14 protein-coding genes are annotated in these 14,231 nt (G+C 74.4%); 13 read left to right on the forward strand and 1 reads right to left on the reverse strand.

All coding sequences use genetic code 11. The features are described from left to right. Positions 1-191 precede the first annotated feature (191 nt). The 11 genes from ACZ58X_RS06305 to htpX all read left to right on the forward strand — a co-directional run bounded on the left by ACZ58X_RS06305 (position 192) and on the right by htpX (position 11,226). Complete coding sequence (locus ACZ58X_RS06305; RefSeq protein ID WP_470332524.1) at positions 192-608, forward strand: NADH-quinone oxidoreductase subunit A; 417 nt, start codon at positions 192-194, stop codon at positions 606-608. Next, the gene (locus tag ACZ58X_RS06310) at positions 599-1,234 is read left to right on the forward strand and encodes an NADH-quinone oxidoreductase subunit B (protein WP_470332525.1); all 636 of its coding nucleotides are present in this window, start codon (positions 599-601) and stop codon (positions 1,232-1,234) included. Before ACZ58X_RS06305 ends, ACZ58X_RS06310 begins: the two co-directional genes overlap by 10 nt. Further along, positions 1,231-2,397 carry an NADH-quinone oxidoreductase subunit C gene (locus ACZ58X_RS06315; RefSeq protein WP_470332526.1) on the forward strand — a complete coding sequence of 389 codons (1,167 nt, stop codon included), beginning with the start codon at positions 1,231-1,233 and terminating at the stop codon, positions 2,395-2,397. The genes ACZ58X_RS06310 and ACZ58X_RS06315 overlap by 4 nt, the downstream gene beginning before the upstream one ends. Continuing rightward, positions 2,394-3,353, forward strand: a complete 960-nt coding sequence (gene nuoH / locus ACZ58X_RS06320) for an NADH-quinone oxidoreductase subunit NuoH (protein WP_470332527.1) — start codon at positions 2,394-2,396, stop codon at positions 3,351-3,353. The genes ACZ58X_RS06315 and nuoH overlap by 4 nt, the downstream gene beginning before the upstream one ends. Next, the gene (locus tag ACZ58X_RS06325) at positions 3,350-3,904 is read left to right on the forward strand and encodes a NuoI/complex I 23 kDa subunit family protein (RefSeq protein WP_470332528.1); all 555 of its coding nucleotides are present in this window, start codon (positions 3,350-3,352) and stop codon (positions 3,902-3,904) included. The genes nuoH and ACZ58X_RS06325 overlap by 4 nt, the downstream gene beginning before the upstream one ends. Then, positions 3,901-4,617 carry an NADH-quinone oxidoreductase subunit J family protein gene (locus ACZ58X_RS06330; protein WP_470332529.1) on the forward strand — a complete coding sequence of 239 codons (717 nt, stop codon included), beginning with the start codon at positions 3,901-3,903 and terminating at the stop codon, positions 4,615-4,617. Before ACZ58X_RS06325 ends, ACZ58X_RS06330 begins: the two co-directional genes overlap by 4 nt. Beyond that, positions 4,617-4,994, forward strand: a complete 378-nt coding sequence (gene nuoK, locus ACZ58X_RS06335; RefSeq protein WP_470332530.1) for an NADH-quinone oxidoreductase subunit NuoK — start codon at positions 4,617-4,619, stop codon at positions 4,992-4,994. Before ACZ58X_RS06330 ends, nuoK begins: the two co-directional genes overlap by 1 nt. Next, positions 4,991-7,033 (forward strand): NADH-quinone oxidoreductase subunit 5 family protein, encoded by a 2,043-nt coding sequence (locus tag ACZ58X_RS06340; protein WP_470332531.1) that lies wholly within the window; start codon positions 4,991-4,993, stop codon positions 7,031-7,033. Before nuoK ends, ACZ58X_RS06340 begins: the two co-directional genes overlap by 4 nt. A 56-nt stretch (positions 7,034-7,089) precedes the next feature. Beyond that, on the forward strand, positions 7,090-8,646 hold the full coding sequence (locus tag ACZ58X_RS06345; RefSeq protein WP_470332532.1) for a complex I subunit 4 family protein: 1,557 nt from the start codon (positions 7,090-7,092) through the stop codon (positions 8,644-8,646). A 56-nt stretch (positions 8,647-8,702) separates the two neighbouring features. Next, positions 8,703-10,244, forward strand: coding sequence for an NADH-quinone oxidoreductase subunit N (locus ACZ58X_RS06350; RefSeq protein WP_470332533.1), 1,542 nt, complete (start codon positions 8,703-8,705; stop codon positions 10,242-10,244). A 118-nt stretch (positions 10,245-10,362) separates the two neighbouring features. Next, positions 10,363-11,226 (forward strand): zinc metalloprotease HtpX, encoded by an 864-nt coding sequence (gene htpX, locus ACZ58X_RS06355; protein WP_470332534.1) that lies wholly within the window; start codon positions 10,363-10,365, stop codon positions 11,224-11,226. 34 nt (positions 11,227-11,260) lie between these two features. On the opposite strand, the gene ACZ58X_RS06360 is transcribed toward htpX, so the two are convergent. After that, positions 11,261-12,715, reverse strand: coding sequence for an aminotransferase-like domain-containing protein (locus tag ACZ58X_RS06360; RefSeq protein WP_470332535.1), 1,455 nt, complete (start codon positions 12,713-12,715; stop codon positions 11,261-11,263). On the opposite strand from ACZ58X_RS06360, the gene ACZ58X_RS06365 reads away from it, so the two are divergent. Continuing rightward, complete coding sequence (locus ACZ58X_RS06365) at positions 12,714-13,643, forward strand: DMT family transporter (RefSeq protein WP_470332536.1); 930 nt, start codon at positions 12,714-12,716, stop codon at positions 13,641-13,643. The two genes, ACZ58X_RS06360 and ACZ58X_RS06365, sit on opposite strands and share 2 nt — an antisense overlap. 159 nt (positions 13,644-13,802) lie before the next feature. Further along, complete coding sequence (locus ACZ58X_RS06370) at positions 13,803-14,228, forward strand: BlaI/MecI/CopY family transcriptional regulator (protein WP_470332537.1); 426 nt, start codon at positions 13,803-13,805, stop codon at positions 14,226-14,228. The last annotated feature ends 3 nt before the right edge of the window (positions 14,229-14,231 follow it).

A 14,231-nucleotide genomic window follows, 5' to 3' on the forward strand; every position in this document is an offset into this window, starting at 1 on the left:
GGTTATCCCCACCCCGGCGGGTCCCCGGACGTTCACCGGGTTGTCCACCGGACGTCTTGCGGAGCGGGCAGGTTTCGGGGGGAGTGGAGCCCTCCCCTTAGACTCACGCATTGGCCATGGTTAAGACCGTGTGAGGAAAAGTCGTAGAACTGTCTTGAGGGCGGGTTCGCGGCCGAGGTGGAGGCGAAGGCATGGAGGGGCAGCAGGTGGCTGCCGTCGCGGCCGACCCGGCGGTCGGCAGCGGCTACTTCGACGCGTACGCCGCGATGGGCCTGCTGGCCGTCATCGGGGTGCTCTTCGTGACCGTGGCGTTCACCGCCAACCGGCTGCTCCGGCCGGTGGTGTACTCCCCCGAGAAGCTCCTCGCCTACGAGTGCGGGGTGGACCCGGTGGGCGAGGACTGGGCGCACACCCAGATCCGCTACTACGTGTACGCCTTCCTCTACGTGATCTTCGCGGTCGACGCGATCTACCTGTTCCCGTGGGCGACCGTCTTCGCCGCCGCCGGGTACGGCGCCGGAACGCTGATCGAGATGTTCCTCTTCATCGGCTTCCTCGCGGTCGGACTGCTCTACGCCTGGAAGAAGGGCGTTCTGGAATGGACGTGACGCACACCCACTCGCACGGTGGCCAGGGCGGTCCCGTCCCGCTCGGACTGCCCGACCCGGCCCGCCCCGGCGCCGTCGAGCGCCGCAGCATCGGCCCGCTGGCCCGGCTCGCGCCGGACCCGGTCAAGGTCGTGCTCAACTGGGGCCGCCGTTACAGCCTGTGGTGCTTCAACTTCGGCCTGGCCTGCTGCGCGATCGAGTTCATCGCGGCGTCCATGGCCAAGCACGACTTCATCCGGATGGGTGTGATCCCGTTCGCGCCCGGCCCCCGGCAGGCGGACCTGATGATCGTCTCCGGGACGGTCACCGACAAGATGGCGCCCGCCGTCAAGCGGCTCTACGAGCAGATGCCCGAGCCGAAGTACGTCATCTCCTTCGGGGCCTGCTCCAACTCCGGCGGCCCGTACTGGGACTCCTACTCCGTCACCAAGGGCGTGGACCAGATCATCCCGGTCGACGTCTACGTGCCCGGCTGCCCGCCGCGGCCGGAGGCGCTGCTCCAGGGCATCCTCAAGCTCCAGGAGAAGATCGCCGCCGAGTCCCTGCCCGGCCGCTACACCGCGCCCGCGGCGGCGCTGCGCCGGCCGCTGGTGGCGGGGCCCCCGACCGATGGAGGAGCGTCGTGAGCGAGCGCAGCGAGCGACCTGTCGAGACGCTTACGGCGGAGCGGTACGCGGCGTCGGTCGGGGAGTGGGCGACCGGCGCCGAGGCGTACGGGCTGATCACCGTCGACGTGCCGGCCGAGCGCTGGATCGAGGCGCTCACCACCGCCCGGGACGTGCTGGGCCTGGGCTTCTTCGACTGGCTGAGCGCCGTCGACGAGCTCGCCGAGGGCTTCTCCGTGATCGCCCACCTGGCCGCCGTCGAGGCGCCGGGCGTGCGGCACCTCGCGCTGCGCACCCGGGTGCCGCGGGACGGCGCCGCACTGCCGAGCGCCGTCGCGGTGTACGCCGGGGCCGCCTGGCACGAGCGCGAGACCCACGAGATGTTCGGCATCGACTTCCCCGGGCACCCGCACCTGGCCACCCTGCTGCTGCCGGACGGCTTCGAGGGGCACCCGCTGCGCAAGGAGTTCGTGCTCGCGGCACGGGTCGCCAAGGACTGGCCGGGCGCCAAGGAGCCGGGCGAGTCGGACCACGGCGGCGGCCCGGCCCGGCGCAAGATGCAGCCGGCCGGCGTGCCGGACCCGAACGAGTGGGGGCCGCTCAAGGGCACCCTGCCGCCGGTGGCCGAGCGGCCCGCGCGGGGTGCGCGGGCGGCCGGCGCGGCCGCGCGCACCCCGCGGGCGGGCGCGGCGGCGGCCGGTGCCGGCGCACCCGCCGCCGAGGGCGCTCCGGCGGTGCGGGCGGACCGGCCGCGGCGGACCCGGTCGGTCTCCGAGGGCTCGGCGAGCCAGGCGGGCGGCGAGGCCGCGGCGGCACCGGAGGCCGCGGCGGTACCGGAGGCCTCGGCTGCTCCTGGCGCGCCTGCTGTTCCCGCCGCACCCGCTGTTCCTGCCACACCCGCTGCCGAAGGCGCTCCGGCGGTGCGGGCCGACCGGCCGCGGCGGACCCGGTCGGTGTCCGACGGATCGGTCAGCCAGGCGGCCGACGCCGCCGCCGAGCCGCCGGCGGAGGCCCAGCCCCAGGCCCCGGCCCCGGCCCGGCCGCGGTCCTCCGACGCGCCCTGGCACAACCCGGTGCCCGCCCACGAGGAGAAGCCGTCCGGCGAGGCCGGCGAGCAGGAACCCGGTGGGGCGAAGGACGAGAACGCGGCCGGAGCGGCCGACCAGGACGGAGACGGCGCGTGAACCTGCTCGACACGGTGCTCCGCTGCGTCGCCACCCTGGTCGTCTTCCTGGTCTTCCCGCTGCTCATCGGCCAGACCGAGCACAAGGTGATGGCGCACATGCAGGGCCGGCTCGGCCCGATGTACGCGGGCGGCTTCCACGGTTGGGCCCAGCTCGTCGCGGACGGGGTGAAGTTCGTCCAGAAGGAGGACATCGTCCCGGCCGACGCGGACCGCCGGGTCTTCCAGCTGGCGCCCGCCGTCTCGCTGCTGCCGTACCTGTTCGTGCTGCTGGCGATCCCGGTCGGCCCGAACGGCTTCGTCGGCCAGGCGGTCGACGCCGGGCTGTTCTTCGTGCTGGCCGTGATGGGCGTCGGCGTGATCGGCAAGCTGATGGCCGGCTGGGCCTCGGCGAACAAGTTCTCGCTGCTCGGCGGCCTGCGCACGGCCGCGCAGCTGATGTCCTACGAGCTGCCGATGGTGCTCGCGGCGGCCTCGGTGGCGATGGCCGCCGGCACCCTGTCGCTGCCCGGGATCCTGGACGCCTGGCAGTGGTACTGGCTGCCCTGGCAGATCATCGGCGCCTTCGTGTTCTTCACGGCCGGCCTGGCCGAGCTCCAGCGGCCGCCGTTCGACATGCCGGTCGCCGACTCGGAGATCATCTTCGGCGCGTACACCGAGTACACCGGGCTGCGCTTCGCGCTGTTCCTGCTGTCCGAGTACGCGGGCATCCTGGTGGTGTCGGCGCTGACGGCGGTGCTGTTCCTCGGCGGGTGGCACGGGCCGATGGCGGACCAGCTCGGCTGGCTCTGGATGCTCCTCAAGACCTTCGCGCTGGCCTTCGTGGTCATCTGGCTGCGGGTCACCTACCCGCGTCTGCGCGAGGACCAGCTGATGCGCTTCGCCTGGATCGTGCTGATCCCGCTCGCGCTCGTCCAGCTGGCCCTCACCGGCATCATCAAGGTGGCGATCGCATGAGTTTTCCCGGTGTCGGTCTCGCCAAGGGCCTGGCCGTGACGCTGCGGACGATGACGAAGAAGACCGTCACCGCCCAGTACCCCGAGGTCCAGCCGGTGCTGCCGCCGCGTTCGCGCGGCGTCATCGCGCTGCTGGAGGAGAACTGCACGGTGTGCATGCTCTGCGCGCGCGAGTGCCCGGACTGGTGCATCTACATCGACTCCCACAAGGAGACGCTGCCGGCCGCCGAGCCGAACGCCCGGGCCCGTACCCGCAACGTGCTGGACCGCTTCGCCATCGACTTCTCGCTCTGCATGTACTGCGGGATCTGCATCGAGGTGTGCCCGTTCGACGCCCTGTTCTGGTCGCCGGAGTTCGAGTACGCGGAGACCGACATCCACGAGCTGACCCACGAGCGGGAGAAGCTCCGCGAGTGGATGTGGACCGTCCCGGCGCCGCCGGCGCTGGACCCGGCGGCCGAGGAGCCCAAGGAGATCGCCACCGCGCGCAAGGCGGCGGACAAGCTGGCCGCCGCGGCGGCCGCCACCGAGGAGAAGGGTGACGACGCATGACCGCCGCTGCCACGCTTCTCGCGGCGACCGGTTCGTTGGAGCCGGCCGCCCGTTCGTTCCTGTCCCCGACCGGGCAGGAGGTCGTCTTCCTGCTGGTCGGCATCGCGGTGCTCGGCTCGGCGGTGGTCTCGGTGACCACCAAGCAGCTGGTGCACGCCGCGCTCTGGCTGGTGGTCGCGCTCGGCGGGCTGGCGGTGGAGTTCCTGCTGCTCACCGCCGAGTTCATCGCCTGGGTGCAGGTGCTGATCTACCTGGGCTCGGTGGTCGTCCTGGTGCTGTTCGGGCTGATGCTCACCAAGGCACCGATCGGGCGCTCGCCGGACGCCGACTCCAAGAACCGCTGGGTCGCCCTGGTGGTGGCGCTGGCCGCGGCCGGGACGCTGGTGACCCTGGTGGTCGACGCCTTCCGGACCTCCTGGATCGACCTCGGCGCGGGCGGCGGTTCGGCCTCCGTGACCGGCGCCAGCCTGTTCCGCAACTGGGTGCTGCCCTTCGAGGCGCTGTCCGTGCTGCTGCTGGCGGCGCTGGTCGGCGCGATCGTGCTGTCGCGCGGGTCCGGGCGCCGGAAGCCGGCGCCCCGCGCGGGCAGGGTGCGGGCCGGACGGCCGGTCGGGTCGAACGGGACGGTGGCCGCGACCACGCCCGAGCCCTCGGCACCCGCGCCGTCCGCGCCGTCCGCGCCGTCCGCGTCGTCCGCGTCGGAGGAGAGCTGATGCACCTCGCCTACCCCGTCGTCCTCGCCGCGCTGCTGTTCAGCGTCGGCGTGTACGGCGTGCTCGCCCGGCGCAACGCCGTCCTGGTGCTGATGTCCGTCGAGCTGATGCTCAACGCCGTCAACCTCGATCTGGTCGCCTTCGACGCCTGGCTGCGCGACTCGCTGCACGCCGGGCAGGCGCTCACCCTGTTCACCATCACCGTCGCCGCCGCCGAGATCGGCCTGGGGCTCGCCATCGTCCTGCTGCTGTTCCGGGCCCGGGGCACCGCGGACGTCGACCGGGCCACCGCGCTCGGCGACCCGGCCGAGCCGCACACCCCGGCCGAGGACGAGCCGGTCGCAGCCGAGGCACTGAAGGGCCGGGCCACCGCATGAACCTCGCCCTGCCCGTCCTCGTCCCCGCGCTGCCCGCGCTCGGCGCCGCCGCGACCCTGGCCGTCGGCAAGAAGGCGCCCGGGCTGGCCCGGCCGCTGGCGATCGTCCCGGTCGCCGTCTCGGCCGTGCTCGCCCTGGTGGTCGCCCTCCAGCTCGGCACCGGCCGGACCCTGGACGCCGCCACCCGGCTCACCCCGACCGGCGGCCCGGACATCGCGCTCTCCGTCCACCTGGACGGCTTCACCTCGCTGATCTCGGTGCTGGTCGGCCTGGTCGCCACCTGCGTCCAGGTCTACTCGACCGCGTACCTCAAGGAGGACCGGCGCTACCCCTCGTACGCGGCGCTGGTCTCGCTGTTCACCGCGGCGATGTTCCTGGTGGTCTACTCGGGCGACCTCGTCGTGCTGCTGGTCGGCTGGGAGGTCATGGGCGTCTGCTCGTACTTCCTGATCGGCCACCACTGGGAGAGCGCCGACGCCCGGTCGGCCTCGCTCAAGGCCTTCCTGGTCACCAAGCTCGGTGACGTGCCGTTCCTGTTCGGGATCTTCCTGCTCGCCGCGGACGCCGGCAGCTTCCGGATCACCGACGTGCTGTCGGCCGCGACCGAGGGCCGGCTCGGCCACCCGACGCTGGTCGCGCTGCTGCTGCTCGCCGGCGTGGCCGGCAAGAGCGCCCAGTTCCCGCTGCACACCTGGCTCCCGGACGCGATGGCCGGTCCGACACCGGTCTCCGCCCTGATCCACGCCGCCACCATGGTCGCGGCCGGCATCTACCTGGTGGCCCGGCTGCTGCCGGTGTTCCTCCAGTCGGGGGCGGCACTGGTGGTGCTGGCGGTGATGGCCGCTGTGACGATGATCGGCTCGGCGCTCTGCGCGCTCGCCCAGGACGACCTCAAGCGGGTCCTCGCCTACTCCACCGTCGGCCAGCTGGGCTACATGGCCGGCGCGCTGGCCAGCGGGGACCGCGAGGCCTCGGTGTTCCACCTGGTCAGCCACGGCGCGTTCAAGGCGCTGCTGTTCCTGGCCGCCGGGGTGGTGATCCACGCCGCACACACCAACTCGATCTCCGCGATGTCCCGGATCCCGGGCCTGCGCAAGACCGTCCCGGACGCCCACTGGACGATGGGCATCGCGCTGTTCGCGCTGGCCGGGCTGCCGCCGTTCTCCGGCTTCTTCAGCAAGGAAGCGGTGCTCACCGCCGCCGAGCACGCCGCCAACGGCGAGGCGCTGACCAACGGCCTCGGCCCGGCCTCGGCGGTGCCGCAGGCGGCCGGCTGGATCGTGCTGATCTCGGCCGCGCTCACCGCGCTGCTCACCGGTGCCTACGCGGCCAGGCTGTTCCTGGTCGCCTTCCACAGCCCGGCGGGCGCGGCCGCGCCCGCCCGGGCGGCCCAGGCCGCTCCGGCCGACCACGAGGCCGACGCGCCGTACTCGCCCGAGCCGGACGAGGCCGACCCGACCACCGCCGAGCCGCCCGCGATGCGCTGGCCGCTGTGGGTGCTGGCCGTCCCGACCATCGGCTTCGGCGTCGCCGGGCTGCGCTCGGACTGGCTGCCCGCGCTGCTGGACGGCGGCTCGCTGCGCCCCACCGGCGTCACCGCCGTGACCGGCACCGGGCTCGCCGTGGTCGGCGTGCTCGCCGCGTACGGCGCCTGGCGCTCGGCCACCGCGCGACTGACCACCGGCCGCCCCGCCCCGGCCGCCGCCGGGAGGGTGCCCGAGCAGTCCGGAGCCCCGGCCGCCGAGGTGGTCGTCGCCGACCCCGGGCGCACCCTGCTCGGCCCGCTGTTCGGCCCGGCCCGGCACGGCTTCGGCGTCGACCGGCTCTACCACCTGCTGTTCGTCCGGCCGGTGGTCGCTGCGGCCCGGCTGGTCCGCTTCCTCGACCGCGAGGTCGTCGAGGGCTACGTGCAGGGCAGCGGGATCGGCGCCAACCTGCTCGGCCGGGCCGTCCGGCTCGCGCAGACCGGCAACGCGCAGACCTACCTCAGCGCCCTGCTGGCCGGGGTCGTCCTGCTCGCCGTCCTGGTGGCGGTGTAGCCGGTGCTGTCGTCCCCCACCCCCGTCCCGTTCGCCGCCGTCGCTGGGAGCCCCCGATGAACGCGGTCCTCATCGCCCTCCTGGTGCTGCCACTGCTCGGCGCCGCGCTCACCCTGGCGCCGGTGTTCGGCCCGGACAAGGCCGTCGCCGGCCGCCGGGCGCTGCGGCTGAACTCCGTCCTCACCGGCGCGGTGCTGCTGCTCTCCGTCGTCCTTGCGGCCGGCTTCGACCACGACGCGCCGGCCCGGATGCAGGCCACCACCGACCTGGACTGGATCCCGGCCCTGCACGTGCGCTTCCACCTCGGCGTGGACGGCGTCTCGCTGCCGCTGGTCGTGCTGACCGCGCTGCTCACCTTCCTCTGCGCGCTGTACTCCGAGAAGCGGCTGCCGGACGGGGAGGACGTCCCCTCGGCGCAGGCCTTCGTCGGGCTGTTCCTGCTCCTCGAGGTCGGCATGCTCGCCACCTTCGCGGTGCTGGACCTGATCCTCTTCTTCCTGTCCTTCGAGATCGTGCTGATCCCGATGTACTTCCTGATCGCCCGCTGGGGCAGCGGTGCGAGGACCCCGGCGGCCAACCGGTTCATCCTCTACACGCTGCTCGGCTCGGCCGTGATGCTGCTCGGCTTCCTGCTGGTCGGCAGCAAGGCCGGCACCTTCGACATGCAGGCGCTGGCCGCCGGGCACGGCAACGGCCTGAGCCACACCACCCAGGTGGTCGCCGCACTGGCGATCATGGTCGGGCTCGCGGTCAAGGCCCCCGCCTGGCCGCTGCACAGCTGGCTCCCCGACGCCCACACCGCCGCCCCGACGGTCGGCTCGGTGCTGCTGGCCGGCGTGCTGCTCAAGATGGGCACCTACGGACTGGTCCGGGTGCTCCTCCCGGTCGTGCCGGACGGCACCGCGACGCTCGCCCCCTACCTGGGCGCCTTCGCCGCCGTCGGCATCGTCTACGGCTCGCTGGCCTGCCTGGCGCTCGCCCGCCCCGGGGCCAAGGGCGACCTCAAGCGCCTGATCGCCTACTCCTCCGTCGGCCACATGGGCTTCGTGCTGCTCGGCATCGCCTCCCTCACCCCGGTCGGCGTCAACGGCGCGCTGTTCGCCAACATCGCCCACGGACTGATCACCGGCCTGCTGTTCTTCCTGGTCGGGGCGGTCAAGGACCGCTACGGCACGGCGGACCTGGACACCCTCGCCGGGGCCACCGGCGCGGCCCTGTACGGCCGGGCACCCCGGATCGGCGCGCTGCTCGCCTTCGCCGCCGTCGCCAGCCTCGGCCTGCCCGGCCTGGCCGGCTTCTGGGGCGAGCTGCTCGCCATGTTCGGCGCCTTCGACCCGGCCGCCGGGCTGTCCCGCCCGGCCTTCGTCACCTACATGGTCCTGGCCGGCCTCGGCACCCTGCTCACCGCCGCCTACCTGCTGATCGTGGTCAAGCGCGTCTGCATGGGCGACCCCGAGCAGCCCGCGCCGGTGGCCGAGGTGCCCGACCTGCGGCCGTACGAGGCCGTCAGCTGGACGCCGCTGGCCGCGCTCACCCTGGTGGCCGGACTCTGGCCCGCCCTCCTGCTCGGGCTCTCCGACCCGGCCGTCAAGCACCTCCTCGGAGGTGGCTGACCGTGCTCGCAGCCCACACCGCCGCACTCGGACCTCACTCCACGGGGCAGCACACTGTGACCTCCCTCGCCGTAGCCAACCCGGGCAGCCTGATCCAGTCCGTGGACTGGGTGGCGATCGCGCCCCCGCTGATCGCCGCCGTGGCCGCCCTCGCGGTGCTGGTCACCGACCTCTTCCTGCCCGAGCGGCACAAGCGCCGGCTCGGCGGCCTGGCCGCCGCCGGACTCGCCCTCGCCCTGCTCGCCCTCCTTCCGCTCACCGGGGGATCACCCCGGGCCACCTTCTGCCTGCGGAACGTAGCAGGGGCCACTGACACCGGGGGTTGTTCGTACGTCGCGGACCACTTCGCGCTGGTCTTCCAGCTGCTGGCCCTCGGCGGGGCGCTGATCGCCGCGCTGCTGTCGATGCACACCGTCGAGGACCAGAAGCTGCCCCGCGGCGAGTACTGGTTCCTGCTGCTCTCCAGCGCCACCGGCGCCGCCTTGCTGCCCGCCTCCCGCGACCTCGCCACCATGGTGATCGCCCTGGAGGTCGCCTCGCTGCCCGCCTTCGCCCTGGTCGCGCTGCGCCGGGACGGGCGGGGCGCCGAGGCCGCGTTCAAGTTCTTCGTCTCCTCCGTCACCGCGACCGCCGTGATGCTGCTCGGCATCGGCTTCGTCTACGCGGCCAGCGGCAGCCTGCACCTCGGCGCCGTCGCCCAGGGGCTGGAGCACGCGCCGGCCCAGCTCAAGGCGCTGGCCGAGGCGGGGGCGGTGCTGACCCTGGTCGGCTTCGCCTTCAAGGTCGCCGCCGTCCCCTTCCACTTCTGGGTGCCCGACACCTACACCGGCGCCCCGCTGCCGGTGGCCGGCTACCTCTCGGTGGTCGGCAAGGCGGCCGGCCTGTCCGGGCTGGCGCTCGCCACCACCGTCGCGTTCCGCCCGTACGCCCACACCTGGGGCCTGGTGCTCGCGGTGCTGGCCGCCGTCACCATGACGGTCGGCAACGTCGGCGCGCTGCGGCAGCGCTTCGACACCCGGTACAGCGCGGTGCGCCTGCTGGCCTGGTCCTCGGTCGGCCAGGCCGGGTACCTGCTGGTGCCGCTCGCCGCGGCCGGCTACGCGCCGACCGGGGCCGATCCGCTGGGCGCGACCGCGGCGTACGCGTTGATCTACGGCGTGGTGAACCTCGGTGCCTTCGGGGTGGTCGCCGCCGTCGGCCGCCGGGCCGGGACCAGCGTGGACGACTTCCGCGGCCTGTTCGCCCGCAACCGCTGGACGGCGCTCGCGCTGGCCTTCTTCCTGCTCTGCCTGGCCGGGCTGCCGCCCGGTGTGATCGGCCTGTTCGGCAAGGTCGTGGTGTTCCGCGCGGCCGTGGACGCCGGGCTGGGGTGGCTGGCCGTGGTGATGGCCGTCAACGTGGTCGTCGCCCTGTACTACTACCTGCTGTGGACGGCCCGGCTGTTCGCCCCGGCCGACGCGGCCGCGGCCGCGGACGGCGCCGAGCGGCGGCTGCCGGTCAGCCTGACCGCCACGCTGGGGCTCACCGCCTCGGCGGCGGTGGTGCTCTCGGTCGCCCCGCAGTTGGTCCTCCAGGTGGCCGGCGGCTCGCTGTTCTGAGCCGCCGACCGGGTGTCGCGTCGGTCACAAGGGAACAAGGTCCCGGGGCCCGCCCGTTGAGCGGGCAAGAGGGACGAGGCAGAAAGGGCTTCCCCACCGCACCACTGGAGGGCCTGACGTGCACAGCCGGCACAACGGACTGAGGACCGCCGTCCTGCTCGGTGGCCTCTCGGCACTGATCCTGGTGATCGGCGGTTTCTTCGGCCGGACCGGCTTCGTGATCGCCCTGCTGGTCGCCCTCGGGACCAACGCCTACGCCTACTGGAACAGCGACAAGCTCGCGCTGCGGGCCATGCGGGCGCGGCCGGTCAGCGAGTTCGAGGCGCCCGGGCTGTACCGGATCGTGCGGGAGCTCTCCACCTCGGCCCGGCAGCCGATGCCCCGGCTCTACATCTCCCCGACGCCGGCCCCGAACGCCTTCGCCACCGGCCGCAACCCGCGCAACGCGGCGGTCTGCTGCACCGAGGGCATCCTGCAGATCCTGGACGAGCGCGAGCTGCGCGGGGTGCTCGGGCACGAGCTCAGCCACGTCTACAACCGGGACATCCTGATCTCCTCGGTCGCCGGGGCGCTGGCCTCGGTGGTGATGTTCCTGGTGAACTTCGCCTGGCTGATCCCGTTCGGCCGCAACGAGGACGACGACGGCCCCGGGCTGTTCGGGATGCTCGCCATCATGATCCTCGGGCCGATCGCCGCCGGGCTGATCCAGCTGGCCGTCAGCCGCTCCCGCGAGTACCAGGCCGACGCCGACGGCGCCCGGATCACCGGCGACCCGCTCGCCCTCGCCGGCGCGCTGCGCAAGCTCGACGCCGGCACCCGCCAGCTGCCGCTCCCGCCGGAGCCCCAGTTGCAGACGGCGAGCCACATGATGATCGCCAGCCCGTTCCGGCCGGGGGAGGCGGGGGCGCGGCTGTTCTCCACCCACCCGCCGATGGCCGAGCGGATCGCCCGGCTGGAGCGGATGGCCGGGTACCGGCCGTAGCGGCCGCTGCGCGGGGCTGCGGCCGGGGGCGCGGTCAGCCGGTCGACTCCTGGTAGGCCGCCCGCAGGCGGTGGATGCCCTCGACGACCTGGGCGGGGCTGTCGGCGGCGGCGTAGCTCAGCCGCAGGTGCGGGGCCGGGGGTTCGGCGGCGTGGTACGGCCGCCCGGGGGTGACCTGGACGCCCCGGCGCCGGGCGGCGGCGACCAGGGCGCCGTCGTCGGTGCCGTCCGGCAGCCGCAGCCACAGGTGGTAGCCGCCGGGCCGGTGGGCGCCGAGCACCCCGGGCAGTTCGCGGTGCAGGGCGGCGACGGCGGCGGTGCGGCGGTCGCGCAGTTCGGCTCCGAGGGTGCGCAGGTGACGGGCCCAGGCGGGGTCGGAGACCAGCTCCAGGGTCGCCTCCTGGAGCGGCCGGGGCACGAAGAAGCTGTCCACCACCTGGGTGGCCCGCAGCCGGGCGAGCGCCGGGCCGCGCGCGGTGAGGGCGCCGACCCGCAGGTTGGGGGAGGCGGCCTTGGTGAGCGAGCGCAGGTGCACCACCACGCCGTCCCGGTCGTCGGCGGCCAGCGGGCGCGGCAGCGCCGGGGCGTCCGCGTGGACCAGCAGCCGGGCGAAGTCGTCCTCGACCACGAACGCCCCGGCGGCCCGGGCGATCCGCAGCACCTCCGCCCGGCGCGCGGGCGAGAGCACCGCGCCGGTGGGGTTCTGGAACAGCGGCTGGCAGACGAACACCCGGGCCCGGGTGGCCTCGAAGGCGTCGGCCAGCAGCTTGGTGCGGACGCCGTCGGCGTCGACCGGGACGGGCACCGGCCGCAGCCCGGCCGCCCGGACCACCGCGAGGATGCCCGAGTAGGTCGGCGACTCGACCAGCACCGGGGAGCCGGGCGCGGCCAGCGAGCGCATCGCCACGGTCAGGCCGCCCTGCCCGCCGGCGGTGATCAGGACGTCCCCGGCGCTGATCGGCCCGGCGTGGCCGCCGATGTCGCGGGCGAACCAGCCGCGCAGTTCGGTGAGGCCGTCGGTGGGCGGCCGGTCCCAGGCGCCCGGGCGGCGGCCGGCCCGGGCGAGGGCGGCGGCGAGCAGCCGCTCCGGCAGCAGCGAGGAGTGGGGGTAGCCGCCGTTGAGGTCGATGACGTCAGGCGGCGGCACCTGGAGGGTGGCGAACACCGGTGCGGCCAGCAGGTCGCGCGGGCCGGAGTCGGCGCTGAGCGCGACCTCCTGCCAGGAGAGGTCGCCGGGCCGGGCGGCCGGGGGCGCCGGGGAGTCGGGCGCCGCGGCGAAGGCCGCCGCCCGGAACACCCCGGCACCCGGCCGGGAGACCACCAGTCCCTCGGCGACCAGCACCGCGATGGCGCGGGAGACCGTCACCGGGCTGACCTGGTGGCGCTCCATCAGGGCCCGGCTGGACGGCAGCTTTCGCCCTTCCGGGTAGCGCTCGACCTCCCGCCGGAGGCTTTCGGCGAGTTCGGCCACGCTGCTACGCTCGTTCATGACGGCACAAGATAGCGCTACCCGGCCCGTGGCGATAGCACCCGGGACCGACGCTCCCGGCACGGCCTCCGGCACCGCCTCCGGAACGGCCCTCGCCGCCCTCGGGGTGGCCTCCTTCTCGCTCACCTTCCCGGCCACCGTGTGGTCCCTCGACGGGTTCGGTCCGTGGACCTCGACCGGACTGCGCGGCGCCCTGGCCGGGCTGCTCGCCGGGCTCTACCTGCTGGCCTCCGGCGCCCCGCTGCCGAAGGCCCGGCAGTGGCCCGGCCTGCTGGTGGTCTCGGCCGGCTGCGTGGTCGGCTTCCCGCTGCTCACCACGCTCGCCCTGCGGACCTCCTCGACCGCCCACTCGGCGGTGGTCATCGGCCTGCTGCCGCTGGCCACGGCGGTGGCCTCGGCGCTGCGCACCGGCCGCCGACCGTCCCGGGCGTTCTGGGCGGCGGCGCTGGCCGGGGCGGCGGCCGTGCTCGGCTTCACCCTGCTGCAGAGCCACGGCCGGCCGACCGTCGCCGACCTCTACCTGTTCGCCGGGGTGCTGGTCTGCGCGGCCGGTTACGCGGAGGGCGGTCGGCTGTCCCGGGACCTCCCGGGCGCCCGGGTGATCGCCTGGGCGGTGGTGGCCGCGGCGCCGGTGATGCTGCTGACCGCCGCCTACGGGCTGTCCGCCGAGCCGGTCCGGCTCGGCGCGAAGGCACTGGTCGGACTGGCGTACATCGCGGCGGTCTCCCAGCTCGGCGGGTTCGTGTTCTGGTACCGGGGGATGGCGGCGATCGGGGTGCCGCGGGCCAGCCAGCTGCAACTCGCCCAGCCGCTGCTGACGCTGGTCTGGTCGGTGCTGCTGCTCGGCGAGGACCTGCCGGTGGCCGCGCCGGTGACGGCCGTGGTGGTGCTGGGCTGCATCGCGGTCACCCAGCGGGCCCGGGCGTAGGGCCGTTCGGCGGTGCGGGCCCGGACCCCGGCGTCGGGCCGTTCGGCGGTGCGGGCCCGAACCCTCGCGTTGAGCCGTCCGGAGGAGCCGCCGGCTCGTTAGGATGACCCCGCGCCCCGCGTCGGTCCGGGGAGCGGCATCCGGAGGGAGTGGGCCGTCATGGCAGACGAGAGGCACGCCCCGGCGTCCGGGGACGCGCCGGCCCGACGGCGCGGTCAGGGCGAGCTGGAGGCGCAGGTGCTGGCGGTGCTCCAGCGGGCGCCCGGCCCGGCCACCGCGGGGTGGGTCCAGGAACGCATCGACGGCGACCTGGCGTACACCACGGTGATGACCATCCTGTCCCGGCTGCACGCCAAGAAGGCCGTCTCCCGGAGCCGCTCCGGCCGCTCGTACCTGTGGCAGGCCTCCGCCGACGCCGCCGGGCTGGCGGCGCTGCGGATGCGCCGGATGCTCGACGGCGAGGCGGACCGGGACGCCGTCCTCGCCAGCTTCGTCACCGCGCTGCTGCCGCACGACGAGGAACTGCTGCGGGCGCTGTTGGACGCCGCGTCCGCGGAGCCCGCAGCGGCCGACCGTGAGAGCTGACCC

Source organism: Kitasatospora sp. NPDC040550 (genome assembly GCF_055594965.1).

What these genes read in the sequence shown, in the direction of transcription:
- ACZ58X_RS06370 (WP_470332537.1), top strand. Translation starts at nt 13,803, where the DNA reads ATGGCAGACGAGAGGCACGCCCCGGCGTCCGGGGACGCGCCGGCCCGA.
- ACZ58X_RS06305 (WP_470332524.1), top strand. Translation starts at nt 192, where the DNA reads ATGGAGGGGCAGCAGGTGGCTGCCGTCGCGGCCGACCCGGCGGTCGGC.
- ACZ58X_RS06345 (WP_470332532.1), top strand. Translation starts at nt 7,090, where the DNA reads ATGAACGCGGTCCTCATCGCCCTCCTGGTGCTGCCACTGCTCGGCGCC.
- ACZ58X_RS06340 (WP_470332531.1), top strand. Translation starts at nt 4,991, where the DNA reads ATGAACCTCGCCCTGCCCGTCCTCGTCCCCGCGCTGCCCGCGCTCGGC.
- ACZ58X_RS06325 (WP_470332528.1), top strand. Translation starts at nt 3,350, where the DNA reads ATGAGTTTTCCCGGTGTCGGTCTCGCCAAGGGCCTGGCCGTGACGCTG.
- ACZ58X_RS06360 (WP_470332535.1), bottom strand. Translation starts at nt 12,715, where the DNA reads ATGAACGAGCGTAGCAGCGTGGCCGAACTCGCCGAAAGCCTCCGGCGG.
- ACZ58X_RS06310 (WP_470332525.1), top strand. Translation starts at nt 599, where the DNA reads ATGGACGTGACGCACACCCACTCGCACGGTGGCCAGGGCGGTCCCGTC.
- ACZ58X_RS06365 (WP_470332536.1), top strand. Translation starts at nt 12,714, where the DNA reads ATGACGGCACAAGATAGCGCTACCCGGCCCGTGGCGATAGCACCCGGG.
- ACZ58X_RS06330 (WP_470332529.1), top strand. Translation starts at nt 3,901, where the DNA reads ATGACCGCCGCTGCCACGCTTCTCGCGGCGACCGGTTCGTTGGAGCCG.
- nuoK (WP_470332530.1), top strand. Translation starts at nt 4,617, where the DNA reads ATGCACCTCGCCTACCCCGTCGTCCTCGCCGCGCTGCTGTTCAGCGTC.